Genomic DNA, 13326 nt, shown 5'->3' on the forward strand with positions numbered 1-13326 from the left:
GTTGACCGTTTCTTTCGAATGCCCATCGCAACCTCCTCATCGAGTGTTGCGACGACCAATTGAATCCACCGGATGTCTCGGCTGAACCTGTGGTACCTGCCGCCTGCATTTTTTTCCGCAGGCGGGCCATGGGTGCGGCCAGCGCCCGGCATTCCCCGTGCCCTCTGCATGTTTGCGAGGGACGAACTGATCACAGGCCTCGGGCACCAGGTGCCGCGAGAATGCGCCGCTATGTCGATCGCTGTTTGAGATGTAAATCGGAATGCGAGCAACGCGGCCGTAGGGTGGGCAAAGCAGCCGCCCGCAGGGCGGTCGCGTGCCCACCGCGCATCTGCATCGGTGGTGGGAATGGTGGGCACGGCGCGCGATGGCTCGGCGAAACAAGCAATCAGATGGGCGCGCCTTTGCCCACCCTACAGAGAGCCGGCCGTTAATCTCACCGCTGTCATCCCGGACAAGCCGGCCGACGCGAAGCGGCGGCGGGCGCAGATCCGGGATCCATACGCTGTGCAGCTGGTGGGGTGCGCGGAACGGGCCGCCTGCCCGTTTCGGAGATCACGCGGTATGGGTCCCGGCGTTCGCCGGGACGACAGTGTTGGTTGGGACTGTCGGCGGGGCAGATCGCCCGCCGGGGCTGTGAGCCGCGCCGCTGCAAGCGGCGTGACGTCAACGATGCCTTATGCCTCAGCCCTGAAGTGCGCCGCGGACGACGTCGATGATGCGGGCCTGGGTCGGCTCGTCGAGATAGGCGTGCATCGGCAGGCTGATGACGTCGCTGGAGAGCTGCTCGCTGACCGGCAGGCCGCCATCGGCGCTCGGGAAGATGCGGTAGGCGGTCTGCTGGTGCATCGACTTCGGATAGTAGATCGCGGTCGGGATGCCCTGCGCCTTCAGCGCCGCAGCGAAGGTGTCGCGATCGACGCCCTTGGGCAGGCGGATGGTGTATTGCGCCCAGACCGAGGTGCAGCCCTCGACGAGACGCGGCACCTTCACGACATCGGCCAGCGCGGCCGTGTAGCGCTCGGCCACCTTATTGCGCGCGACGATCTCGTCCTCGAAGATCCTGAGCTTCTCGATCAGGACCGCGGCCTGGATGGTGTCGAGCCGCGCGGTGAGGCCGAGGCGGACGTTGTCGTATTTGTCGCTGCCGCCGCCATGGGCGCGCACGCTGCGCAGGCGCTCCAGGAGGCCGGCATCGTCGGTGAGGATGGCACCGCCGTCGCCGAAGCAGCCGAGCGGCTTGGCCGGATAGAAGCTGGTGGCGGTCGCCAGCCCGAAGGTGCCGATGCGGCGGCCCTTGTAGCTGGCGCCAAAGCCCTGCGCGGCGTCGTCGAGCACGAACAGGCCTTCGTCCCCAGCGATCGCGGCGACCGCATCGTGGTCCGCGCTCTGTCCGAACAGATCGACCGGGATCACGGCCTTCGGCTTGAGACCGAGCCGTTTGGCGGTTGCGATGCCGCGGTGGAGCGAGGCCGGATCGATGTTGAAGGTGTCCTCCAGCACGTCGACGAACACCGGCGTGGCGCCGGTCAGCGCCACGGCTTCGCCGGTCGCGCAGAAGGTGAAAGACGGGCACAGCACGGCATCGCCCGGGCCGATGCCCTGGGCCATCAGCACCATCAGCAGCGCGTCGGTGCCGCTGGAGCAGCTCACCGCGTATTTGGCGCCGCAGAATTCAGCCAGCTCCTTCTCGAGCTGGATGATTTCGGGGCCGCCGAGAAACTGGCAATGCGCGAGCACGCGGGCGACGGCGTCGTCGAGCGACTTGCCGAGCCGCTGGCGCTGCGCGGCGGTGTCGATGAACGGAATGGGCTGATGACGCAGGTGCTGATTCATGAGCTCTGACAAAGGTTCGGATCGAGACGATGGGGTGAAGCGGAGGCGTGGCCGGCTAGCCGGCCACGGCGCGACGCTTGGTAGCAGCCGCCTCGGCGGGACGATGGCTCGAGGTCTCCAGGCACTGCGTGGCGATCGCCAGACTCGCGACGCCCTCGTCGCCGGTGACAGCCGGCGAGGTGCCGGAGCGGACCGCATGCAGGAAGGCGATCAGCTCGGCGCGCAGCGGCTCGTCATGGCCGACCGGGAGATGGCGCATCGAGTAGCTACCATCCGGCTTGAAGCCGAAGCACTCGGTGACCTGGCGCGTCAGCAGATCGCCCATGATGTACTTGCCCCGCGTCGCCACGGTGACGTTGCGCGCCTTGAACGGCGTCAGCCAGTTGGTGTTAATGTGGGCGAGCACGCCGGAGGCGGTGCGGAACTGCAGGAGCGCGATGTCCTCGCGCTCCGCCACCGCACTCGACAATTGCGGCTGCACCTCGATGATGTCGGACTCGGTGAACCAGCGGATGAGGTCGATGTCGTGCACGGCGAGATCGATGACGACGCCGACATTGGACATGCGCGGCGGGAACGGGCCGACGCGGGTGATCGCGATCGACAGGAGGTCCTCGCCGGCGATCGCCTTCTTGATCGCGGCCACCGCCGGATTGAAGCGCTCGACATGACCGATCATCAGGGTGACGCCGGCGCGATGCGCGGCCGAGACGATCTCCCTGCCCTCCTCCACCGTGGAGGCGATCGGCTTCTCGACCAGCAGATGCACCTTGCGGGCGATGCAGGCGAGCGCGAGCTCATGATGCAGGTGGGTCGGGGCGGCGACGGTCACCGCATCGACGCCCTCGGCGACGAGCTCATCGAGCGTCTCGAAGGTCGGGCAGTTCGCAAGCTCGGTGACGCGGTTGCGATGGGCGGGCAGCGGATCGACCACGCCGACCAAGTGCACATCAGGCAGTCCGGCGAGCACGCGGGCATGGTTGCTGCCCATCACGCCGGCTCCGATGACGCCGACTCGCAGCGCCTGCCTCAGCTCGGCCTTGTGGCCCGCCCCCTTGGAACTCATGTCATCGACCCCATCAATGTCCCCGGATTGCGACGTCACGGATTGGCCGTAACGGTTAACGAACTGCAAATCACCGGTCGAAGCTCTCCTAGCATGCCGGTTGAAGCGAGGCGAATGCGGAAACCTTTTTCAGGACACGATTTGATTCAGAAAGTTACATCGGGCGCGGACGAAAACCGCTGTCTTTTGAACGGCGTGTGCGATGCCCTTCACGTGTGGCAAGTGCCCTGTTCACGCGTCACGACAGGCCGCGGACAGAACGGTTGCGGCGCCTTCACGCCTGCGTGTTGGCCGCAGCCGGAGGTAACGCGGTGGATCCCGCCAGCGAAGGAGATCACGTCACATCGCCGGAGAACACCCATGACCCTCAGCCTCGCCTCGCTCCGCTACGCCTCATCCTTCGCCGTGCTGCTCGCCTCGCTTACCCCGTGGTCGCCGTCGGCTGCCGCCGTGGATCGGCCTGTCGTCATCGAGCTCTTCACCTCGCAGGGCTGCTCCTCCTGCCCGCCTGCAAATGCCTATCTGAACGAGCTGGTGCGGCAGCGCCGCGACGTGCTGCCGCTCGCCTTTCACGTCACCTATTGGGACCGGCTGGGCTGGAAGGACCCGTTCTCATTGCCGGCCGCCACCGATCGCCAGGCCCGCTACGGCAGCCGCTTCGGCGACGGCTCCTACACGCCGGAGATCGTCGTCGACGGGGTGACGGGTCATGTCGGCTCCAACAGGGCCGAGGTGGGAGCCGCGATCGATCGCGCCAGGGGCGCCAGCGCGACGGCGGCGCCGGTCAAGCTCGCACGCGATGGCGACAAGCTCGCGGTCGAGGTCGGCGGCGGTGAAGGACGTGGACGCGTCGTGCTGGTCGGCTTCGATCATCGGCATGAGACGGCGATCCGCCGCGGCGAGAATGACGGCCGCACGCTGGAGGAGCTGAACGTGGTGCGCTCGGTGCGCACGCTCGGCGATTGGAGCGGCACGGCGCTGCGCCTCACCGAGCCGATGCCGGAGGGCGAGGATGCGGCCGTGCTGCTCGAAAGCCCGGAGGGGCGCATCGTCGGTGCCGCGCGGCTATAGCTTCGACCGCCTGTCAGGCGGACGCGCAGGTGCGACGCCAGAACAGGCGGTAGCCCTCCTCCACCTTGCGCGTGTAGGTCTCGACATTGCCGGCGGCGGAGCGGGCAACCATCGCCGGCAGCTCCGCGCGCAGCTTCGCGAGAGCCGCAGGCTGCGCGGCCTGCTTCAGGGCGAGACCGATGTAGCCGTCGTCGTCCTCGGCCACGAAGTCGCCGAGCCCGACCGCCGTGTTGATGGCGGCTGCCGCGCGCGCTGCCGCGCCGTGGCCGAGCTTCGCGATCACGGGGACGCCGGCCTGCAGCGACTCCCAGGTGCTGACGCCGCCATTCTGCGGAAACGGATCGAGCGACATGTCGATGCCTGCGAACTGCGCGATGTGCTGATCGCGCGTCGACAGGCCGAGGCACGTGATGCGCTCCTGCGCGATGCCATGCGCGACGAAGCGGGCGACGAGGCCGTTGCGCAGCAAGGGTTCATCGAGCGCGCCGTTCTTGATGACGATCCGCGACTCCGGCAGCGCGCCCATCAGCCGCGACCAGAGCGCGAGCGCGGGCTCGGAGATCTTGTCGATCCGGTTGAAGACGCCGAAGGTGACGTGGCCGTTGCGCAGCATCGGCAGCGGCGTCGGCTGCCATCCCTGCAAGGGATCGGTGGTGATCACGGCCGGCAGGTCGTAGACCTGCTCGGCGAACAGATGACGTGCAGCTTCGGGCACGGTCACCGGATCGGCGAAGAAGTAGTCGATCGTGGGGAGGCCGGTGCCGGTGCCGCTGCCCCAGGCCGTGACCTGGACCGGCGCCGGCTTGCGCGCGAACACCGGCAGCCGGTTGCCGGCGGAATGGCCGGAGAGATCGACGAGGATATCGACCTGATCGGCCTCGATGCGATCGCTCAGCTCCTTATCGGACATCTGCCAGGCGTCGACCCAGAGGTCGGCGGCCGCGCGGCACTGGTCCGTCATCGTATCGCGCAACGGCGAGCAGGAGTAGCAGATCACCTTGAACGCGGCGTGGTCGTGATGACGCAGCACCGGCAGGAACACCAGCGCCGCCGAATGGCTGCGGAAATCGGACGAGACATAGCCGATCGTCAGGCGCCGCTCCGGATCACGATCCCGCACCGGCGGCGGACGGCGCGCGACCTGGCTGCCGATCCTGGTCCACCATTCGCGTCTCGCCGCCTGGTGTTGCGCGAAATCGGTGTCGGGCATGAAGTCGAGCAGGAAGATCCTGGCGGTGATCGCATCGCCATAGTCGGGCTTGAGCGCGAGCGCGCGCTCGAAGTGCTGCAGGGCCGTCGTGAGATCGCCCTGCTTGCAGAAGCATTCGCCGAGCCAGGTCCAGGCGACCTCGGACGCGGGATTGATCTCCAGCACCTTGCGGCAAGCGTCCATCGCCGGCGCGATGTTGTCCCTGATCACACTGAGCTGCGCGAAGCCGAGCAGCGCCACCTCCTGTCGCGGATCGAGCGCCAGCGCGGCCTCGAAATCGGGCATCGCCTTGTCGAAACGTCCGGCCTGCTGATGCAGCCGGCCGCGCTGTGCCAGCACTTGCGCGGCGTTCGGCTTGATGGCGAGGGCAGCGTCGAAGGCCGCCAGCGCCTCATCGGAATGGCGCAGGGCGATGCTCGCGAGCCCCTTGCCGAACATCGCCTCCATGTGGCGCGGGTTGAGCGACAACGCACGATCGAAGCTCTGGTTGGCCTCCGTGTTGCGACCGAGCGGAAGCAGCGCCATGCCGCGATTGCAATAGGCGTCGGCATAGTCCGGCTTGAGCGCGATCGCCCGGTCATGCGCGGCGATCGCCTCCTCCGGCCGCCCCAGGCGCATCAGCGTGTTGCCGAGACCCGTGAGCGCCACGAGCAGATTCGGCTTCAGCGCAATCGCCCGCTCCTGGCATTTGCGCGCGTCCTCGAAGCGTTTGCGGTTGAACAGCGCGAGGCCGAGATTGGAGAGCGCCTCGGCATGCCGCGGCTCGATCTCGACCGCCTTGGTCAGGGCCTGCTCGGCGAGATCGGGCTGGCCGCCGTCGAGCGCCGCAACGCCGAGCAGGTGCAACGCATCGAAATGATCGGGCAGCAGCGCCAGGATCTGTCCGCAGATCGCCTGCGCCTCGGCGTGACGGCCGGCACGATACGCCGCCACGGCGCGCGGCATGAGCTCGTCAGCCTGCTTGCGATGCTTCTTCTGCAGTCTCGCATTCTGGAAGGCGCGAGAGCCGACATTGCTTGCCAAGAGACTTGCCTCCACGGGTGTCGTGCAGATCGCGGGAACGCAGTGACATCACATGCGGCACCACCGGATGCCGCGACACAAAGACTAGCCGGCGCCGGCGCAATGGCGACGCCAGAACAGGCGGTATCCCTCCTCGACCTTGCGCGTGTAGGTCTCGACATTGCCCGCGGCCGAGCTTGCGACCATCGCCGGAAGCGCCGCCCGCAGCTTCGCCAGCTCAGCCGGCTCCGAGGCCCACTTCGCGGCGAGCGCGACATACCCGTCGTCGTCTTCGGCGACGAACTCGCCGAGCCCGACCGCCGTGACGATCGCCGCGGCGGCGCGCGACGCCGCGCTGCGTCCGAGCCTGGCGATGACCGGCACGCCGGCCTGCAGCGACTCCCAGGTGCTGACGCCGCCATTCTGCGGGAACGGATCGAGCGAGATGTCGACCTCGGCAAACTGCGCGATCTGCCGCTCGCGCGTCGACCAGCCGAGACAGACCACGCGCTCCGGCGCGACGCCTTGCGCGGCGAAGCGCGCCAGGAGCCGGTCGCGCAACAAGGGATCATCGAGCGAGCTGCTCTTGATCACGATGCGCGAGTCCGGCAGCTGCTGCATGATCCGTGTCCAGACGATCAGCGCAGGATCGGAGATCTTGTCCAACCGATTGAACACGCCGAAGCTCACAAAGCCATTGCGGAGCATCGGCAGCGGCGTCGGCGCGATGTCCGGCAGCGCTTCGGTGGTGATCACCGCCGGCAGGTCATGGATCTGCTCGGCGAACAGATGACGCACCGTCTCGGGCACTGTGACCGGATCGGCCAAGAAATAGTCGATCGTCGGCAGCCCCGTGCCGGTGCCGCTGCCCCAGGCCGTGACCTGGACCGGGGCGGGCTTGCGGGCAAACAGCGGCAGGCGATTGCCGGCGGAGTGGCCGGAGAGATCGACCAGGATATCGACGCCATCGGCCTCGATGCGGTCGGCGAGCTCGTCATCCGACATCTGCGCGGCGTCGACCCAGAGATCGGCGCAGGCACGGAATTGCGCCGTGACGGCATCCTGCACCGGCGAGCAGGCGTAGCAGGCGACTGCGAAATTCTGCGGGTCGCGATGCCTGAGCACCGGCAGGAATGTCAGCGCGGCCGAATGATTGCGGAAGTCGGAGGAGACGTAGCCGATCGTCAGACGCCGCTCCGGGTCGAGATCGCGCTTCGGCGCCGGTCGGCGCCGGATGTGGGCGCCGATCCGCTGCCACCATTCGCGCCGTGCCGCCTGCTGGAGCGCAAAGTCGGCCTCCGGCATGAACTCGAGCGTGAAGATCTTCGCGGTCATGGCCTCGGCAAAATCGGGCCTGATCTCAAGGGCGCGGTCGAAATGCTCGACGGCCGCAACGACCTCGCCCTGCTTGGCGTAGCAGACGCCGAGCCACAGCCAAGCCTCCTCGGAGCGCGGATTCCGCTCCAGCACCTTGCGGCAGGCATCGACGGATTGGGCGACGTCCTTGAAATGGCCGAGCTGGGCCTTGCCGAGCAGCGCCATCTCCAGCATCGGATCATGCGCCAGCGCCGCCTCGTAGTCCGCCTTCGCCTGGTCGAAACGGCCGGCCATCTGATGCAGCCGGCCGCGCTGCGCCAGCACCTGCGGCGCACCGGGCTTGACGGCAAGCGCGGCATCGAAGGCCGCGAGCGCCTCGGTGTGATGACGCAGGTTGATGCTCGCCAGCCCCTTGCCGAACATCGCCTCCATGTGGCGCGGATTGAGCGACAGTGCGCGATCGAAGCTCTGATTGGCCTCGGCGTTGCGACCGAGCGGAAGCAGCGCCATGCCGCGGTTGCAATAGGCGTCGGCATAGTCGGGCTTCAGCGCGATGGCCCGGTCATGCGCGGCGATCGCCTCGTCCGGCAGGCCGAGGCGCATCAGCGTGTTGCCGAGACCTGTCTGAGCAACCACGAGGGTCGGCTTGAGCGCAATCGCCCGCTCCTGGTATTTGCGCGCCTCCTCGAAGCGCTTGCGGTTGAACAGCGCGAGGCCGAGATTGGAGAGCGCCTCGGCGTGTCGCGGCTCGATCTCGACGGCCTTGGTGAGCGCCTGCGAAGCGAGATCAATTTGGCCACCGTCCAGCGCCGTCACGCCGAGCAGGTGCAGGGCATCGAAATGATCGGGCAGCAGCGCCAGGATCTGGCTGCAGATCGCCTGGGCTTCGGAACGGCGACCGCCGCGATAGGCGGCGACGGCCGCGGGCATCAGCGCATCGGCCTGCTTGCGATGCTTCTTCTGCAGCCTCGCATTCTGAAACGCGCGGGAACCGACATCGCTTGCCAAAGACGGCCTCCGAATAACGCGTGGAACTACATATCGGGCTTGTTCACGCGCGACCTTGCTTCAGGCCGCGACGGATGGGCCTCAGCCGCCAGTGGCGCAATAGCGGCGCCAGAACTGGCGATACCCCTCCTCGACCTTGCGCGTGTAGGTCTCGACGTTGCCGGCGGCCGAGTTGGCCACCCGCGTCGGCAGCTCCGCACGGAGCTGAGCGAGCTCGGCCGGCCGCGCCGCGTGTTTCAGGGCGATCGCAATGTACCCCTCGTCGTCCTCGGCCACCCAGTCGTCGAGCCCGATCGCCTTGACGATCGCGCCGCCGGCCCGCGACGCCGCGCTGCTGCCGAGCTTGGCGACCACGGGCACGCCGGCCTGCAGCGATTCCCAAGTGCTGACGCCACCATTCTGCGGGAACGGATCGAGCGAGATGTCGATGTTGGCGAACGCTGCGATGTGCTCGTGGCGCATCGAGGCGCCGAGACAGGTGAGGCGGCTCTCGTTGACGCCGTGCGCGGCGAAGCGGGCGATCAGCGTGTCGCGCAGGAATGCGTCCTCCAGCGCGCCGTTCTTGATGACGATGCGGGCGTCCGGCAACGCTTGGAGCAGCGCCGACCAGACCCTCAGCACCTCGTCGGAGATCTTGTCGACGCGGTTGAAGACACCAAACGTGACGTGGCCGTTGCGCAGCATCGGCAGCGGCGTCGCCTGCGCTCCCGGCAGCGGATCCGTCGTGATCAGCGCCGGGAGATCGTAGACCTGTTCGGCGAACAGCGGCCGCACCGCCGATGGCACCGTGACCGGATCGGCAAAGAAGTAGTCCATCGTAGGCAATCCGGTGCCGGTCGCGTTGCCCCACGCGGTGACCTGGATCGGCGCCGGCTTGCGGGCAAACACGGTGAGACGATTGCCGGCCGAGTGGCCGGAGAGATCGACCAGAATGTCGACCTGGTCGGCCTGGATGCGATCGGCCAACTCATCGTCGGACAATTGAGATCCGTCGACCCAGCCGTCGGCCGCGACCTTGCACTGTTCCGTCACGGAATCGACCAGCGGCGAGCACGAGTAGCAGATGACCTTGAATGCCGCGTGGTCGTGATGGCGCAGCACCGGAAGGAAGGTCAGCGCGGCCGAATGGCTGCGGAAGTCGGACGACACGTAACCGACCGTGATGCGGCGATCCGGATCGCGGTCGATGGCGGCAAGCTGGCGCTGCGGGATATGCGCGCCGATCCGCTCCCACCATTCGCGGCGGACAGCCTGATGCACGGCCACGTCGGCGCCGGGATAGAAATCGAGCGCGAAGATCTTCTTCATGATCGCATCCTCGAAATCCGGCTTGATCTCGAGGGCGCGGTCGAAGTGCTGGATGGCGCCGGCGGTATCGCCCTGCTTTGCGAGGCACGTGCCGAGCCAGATCAGCGCCACCTCCGACGCCGGATTCTGCTCCAGCACCCGCTTGCAGGCCACCATGGCCGGCGCGACCCGCTCGGTGAGCACGCAGACATGGGCCTTGCCGAGCAGCGCCGCCTCCAGCCCGAGGTCGGTCGCCAGCGCAGCATCGAAATCGGCCTCGGCCTCGGCGAACCGTCCCATCTGCACGTAGAGACGGCCACGCTGCGCGATGACCGCCGCCGTCCCCGGCTTCATGGCGAGCGCCGCGTTGAAGGCAGCGAGCGCCTGCTCGAGATGCCGCAGATTGACGCTGACCAGTCCCTTGCCGAACGTCGCCTGCATGTGCCGCGGCGCCAGCGCCAAGGCGCGGTCGAAACTCTGTTTGGCCTCTTCGTTGCGCAGCAGGAGCAGTTGCGCCATGCCGCGATTGCAATAAGCGTCGGCAAAGTCCGGCTTGAGGGCGATGGCGCGGTCATGCATCTCGATCGCCTGCGCGAACAGCTGCATGTTCATCAGGGTGTTGCCGAGGCTCGTCAGAGCCGTGGCGAAATTGGGCTTGAGCGCAACGGCGCGCTCCTGTACCGCGCGCGCCTCTTCGTAGCGCTTCATGCTGAACAGCACGAGGCCGAGATTGGCCAGGGCCTCGGCATTGCGCGGCTCCACCGCGACGGCGCGGGTCAGGGCCTGCTCGGCGAGGTCGAGCCGGCCGCTATCGAGCGCGGAGGCGCCGAGAAGGTGCAAGGCGTCGAAATGATCGGGCACGAGGGCCAGAGCCTGTCCGCAGATGGCCTGGGCATCGGCATGCCGGCCCGCCCGGTAGGCCTCGACGGCCTTCGGCAGCAGGCTATCGGCCTGCTTGCGATTCTTCTTCTGCAGGCGCGCATTCTGGAACGCGCGCGATCCGATCGTGCTTTGCAACGAAGCTCTCCGGCGGACGACGTCCGGGGCTGTCTAGCACGGCTCGCGTGATTCGAGGCGAGACCCGCCCTACTCGCGGCGGTAATCGTCCTCGATGCGGATGATGTCATCCTCGCCGAGATAGGACCCGGTCTGGACCTCGATCAGCTCCAGCAGGATCTTGCCCGGGTTCTCCAGCCGGTGCACCGCGCCCATCGGAATGTAGATCGATTCGTTCTCATGCACGGTCTTGACGGTCTCGTTCACGGTGACCCGCGCCGCGCCGCGCACCACGATCCAGTGCTCGGACCGGTGATAGTGCTTCTGCAGCGACAGGCGCTGGCCAGGCTTGACGATGATGCGCTTGACCTGATGACGCTCGCCATTGTCGACCGACTGATAGCTGCCCCAGGGCCGGTGCACCTTGATGTGCGCCTCGGTCACTTCGGGCGCCACGGTCTTGAGCTTGGCGACCAGCCGCTTCAAGCCGTTGGCATCGCGCTGGCGCGACACCAGCACGGCATCCTGCGCCGCCACCACGACCAGATCGTCGACGCCTTCGAGCGCGACCAGCGCCTTGTCGGTGACCACGTTGCAGTTGCGGGAATCCTCGAACACGGCGGTGCCGCGCGCGGCATTGCCCTGCCCGTCCTTGTCGGACAGTTCCCAGACCGCATGCCAGGAGCCGACGTCAGACCAGCCGCACGACACCGCCACCACGGCGGCACGTTCGGTCTTTTCCATCACGGCATAGTCGATCGAGATCGGCTTGGCCGCCGCGAAGGCATCGGAATCCAGGATGATGAAACCGAGGTCGCGGCCGGCCTTGGAGACAGCGTCGATCACCGTCTGCACGCTGCCCGCATCGAACTTGCGGTATTCATCGAGCAGGACCGACGCGCGGAACATGAAGTTGCCGCTGTTCCAGAGATAGCCCTCGCGGATGTAGCGCTCGGCGGTCGGCTGATCCGGCTTCTCGACGAATTTTGCGACGGCCCGCACTTCCCCGGATACCGATGCACCCGGGCTGATATAGCCATATTCGGTGGCCGCGCGCTCTGGATTGACGCCGAAGGTGACGATGCGGCCGGCCTCGGCGGCAGCGAGCCCCTGCCGGCACGCCGCGAGGAAGGCCGCGGTGTCGCGAACGACGTGATCGGCCGCGAGTGCCAGCACGACAGCGTCCTGATGGCGCGACTGGGCGAAGGCGGCTCCGGCTGCGATGGCCGGGCCTGAATCACGCCGCATCGGCTCCAGCAGGACGTCGGCCTCGATGCCGATCTCGGCCAGTTGCTCCAGCACCATGAAGCGATAGGCAAGGTTGGTGATGATGATCGGCCGTTCGAACAAATCGGCATCGGATACGCGCAGCAGCGTGTCCTGGAACGTGGAACGGGCGCCGAACAGCGGCAGGAACTGCTTTGGGCGAACCTCCCGTGATGCCGGCCACAGCCGGGTCCCAGCGCCGCCGCACATGATGAGAGGAATGATGCGTCCGGTCATGAATCAACCCGTTAAATTCGGTGATAGTCGCGGTACCATTTCGCAAAACGTCCGATGCCGTCGGCGATCGAGGTCGCCGGCCGGAAGCCGATGTCGCGTTCGAGGTCGCTGACATCAGCATAGGTCGCTTCGACGTCGCCGGGCTGCATCGGCAGCATCTCCCTGATGGCCGGCCGCCCGAACTCCTTCTCTAGTAGTACTATCACGTCCATCAGCTGTTCGGGATGATTGTTGCCGATATTGTAAATCCGCCATGGCGCCCGGCTGCTCGACGGATCGGGCCTGTTTCCATCCCAATCCGGGTTTCCCTGGGGCGGGCGGCCGATCAGGCGGACGATGGCCTGCACGATGTCGTCGACATAGGTAAAATCACGCCGCATCCGGCCTTGATTGAACAGCTTGACCGGCTGCCCGGCGAGGATGGCCTTGGCAAAGAGGAACATCGCCATGTCGGGACGGCCCCAGGGGCCGTAGACGGTGAAGAAGCGCAGCCCGGTGGCCGGCAGGCGGTAGAGATGACTGTAGGAATGCGCCATCAGCTCGTTCGCCTTCTTGCTTGCCGCATAGAGGCTGATCGGATGATCGACATTGTCCTTGACCGAGAACGGCAGCTTGGTGTTGGCGCCATAGACCGATGAGGACGATGCGAACAGCAGATGCTCGCAGTCATGATGGCGGCAACCCTCGAGGACGTTGATGAAGCCCTCGAGATTGGCATCGACATAGGCGTGCGGATTTTCCAGCGAGTAGCGCACGCCGGCCTGGGCCGCGAGATGCACCACGGCGGGAAAGCGATGCTGGGCAAACAGCGCCTTGATGCCGGCACGGTCGACGAGGTCGAGCTTGTGAAAGGTGAAGCCGGGCGCCGCCTTCAGAAGGTCGAGCCGCGCCTCCTTCAGCTTCGGATCGTAATAGGCGTTGATGTTGTCGATGCCGACCACCTGCCGTCCCTCGGCGAGCAGCCGCTGCGTCAGGTGAAATCCGATGAAGCCGGCGGCGCCGGTCACGAGGATGGGATGATCTGCCATGG

Annotated in this window: 8 protein-coding genes; 1 reads left to right on the forward strand and 7 read right to left on the reverse strand. The window is 66.8% G+C overall.

Annotated features, from left to right (window positions below; genetic code table 11):
* Positions 1–684: 684 nt before the first annotated feature.
* Both QX124_RS28560 and QX124_RS28565 read right to left on the reverse strand, forming a co-directional pair.
* On the reverse strand, positions 685–1836 hold the full coding sequence (locus QX124_RS28560; protein ID WP_315798924.1) for a DegT/DnrJ/EryC1/StrS family aminotransferase: 1152 nt from the start codon (positions 1834–1836) through the stop codon (positions 685–687).
* 55 nt (positions 1837–1891) lie between these two features.
* Positions 1892–2902, reverse strand: a complete 1011-nt coding sequence (locus tag QX124_RS28565) for a Gfo/Idh/MocA family oxidoreductase (RefSeq protein WP_315773368.1) — start codon at positions 2900–2902, stop codon at positions 1892–1894.
* Between the two features lie 360 nt (positions 2903–3262).
* Here QX124_RS28565 and QX124_RS28570 point away from each other — a divergent pair, with 360 nt between their 5' ends.
* The gene (locus QX124_RS28570; RefSeq protein WP_315738882.1) at positions 3263–3973 is read left to right on the forward strand and encodes a DUF1223 domain-containing protein; all 711 of its coding nucleotides are present in this window, start codon (positions 3263–3265) and stop codon (positions 3971–3973) included.
* A gap of 13 nt (positions 3974–3986) precedes the next feature.
* Here QX124_RS28570 and QX124_RS28575 read toward each other — a convergent pair whose 3' ends face one another.
* The 5 genes from QX124_RS28575 to QX124_RS28595 all read right to left on the reverse strand — a co-directional run bounded on the left by QX124_RS28575 (position 3987) and on the right by QX124_RS28595 (position 13324).
* Positions 3987–6206 carry a tetratricopeptide repeat protein gene (locus QX124_RS28575; protein WP_315798925.1) on the reverse strand — a complete coding sequence of 740 codons (2220 nt, stop codon included), beginning with the start codon at positions 6204–6206 and terminating at the stop codon, positions 3987–3989.
* An 84-nt stretch (positions 6207–6290) separates the two neighbouring features.
* On the reverse strand, positions 6291–8510 hold the full coding sequence (locus tag QX124_RS28580) for a tetratricopeptide repeat protein (RefSeq protein WP_315798926.1): 2220 nt from the start codon (positions 8508–8510) through the stop codon (positions 6291–6293).
* Positions 8511–8591: 81 nt separating this feature from the next.
* A complete protein-coding gene (locus QX124_RS28585) occupies positions 8592–10814 on the reverse strand; it encodes a tetratricopeptide repeat protein (protein WP_315798927.1) in 2223 nt (740 codons plus the stop codon).
* A 69-nt stretch (positions 10815–10883) separates the two neighbouring features.
* Positions 10884–12296, reverse strand: coding sequence for a mannose-1-phosphate guanylyltransferase/mannose-6-phosphate isomerase (locus tag QX124_RS28590; protein ID WP_315782699.1), 1413 nt, complete (start codon positions 12294–12296; stop codon positions 10884–10886).
* Positions 12297–12307: 11 nt separating this feature from the next.
* Positions 12308–13324 carry an NAD-dependent epimerase gene (locus tag QX124_RS28595; protein WP_315798928.1) on the reverse strand — a complete coding sequence of 339 codons (1017 nt, stop codon included), beginning with the start codon at positions 13322–13324 and terminating at the stop codon, positions 12308–12310.
* Positions 13325–13326: the final 2 nt, after the last annotated feature.

The organism is Bradyrhizobium sp. SZCCHNRI3043 (genome assembly GCF_032377735.1).
Lineage (GTDB): Bacteria > Pseudomonadota > Alphaproteobacteria > Rhizobiales > Xanthobacteraceae > Bradyrhizobium.

Coding starts and splice junctions, on each gene's coding strand:
- QX124_RS28560 (WP_315798924.1), bottom strand. CDS start 1,836: ATGAATCAGCACCTGCGTCATCAGCCCATTCCGTTCATCGACACCGCC.
- QX124_RS28565 (WP_315773368.1), bottom strand. CDS start 2,902: ATGAGTTCCAAGGGGGCGGGCCACAAGGCCGAGCTGAGGCAGGCGCTG.
- QX124_RS28570 (WP_315738882.1), top strand. CDS start 3,263: ATGACCCTCAGCCTCGCCTCGCTCCGCTACGCCTCATCCTTCGCCGTG.
- QX124_RS28590 (WP_315782699.1), bottom strand. CDS start 12,296: ATGACCGGACGCATCATTCCTCTCATCATGTGCGGCGGCGCTGGGACC.
- QX124_RS28595 (WP_315798928.1), bottom strand. CDS start 13,324: ATGGCAGATCATCCCATCCTCGTGACCGGCGCCGCCGGCTTCATCGGA.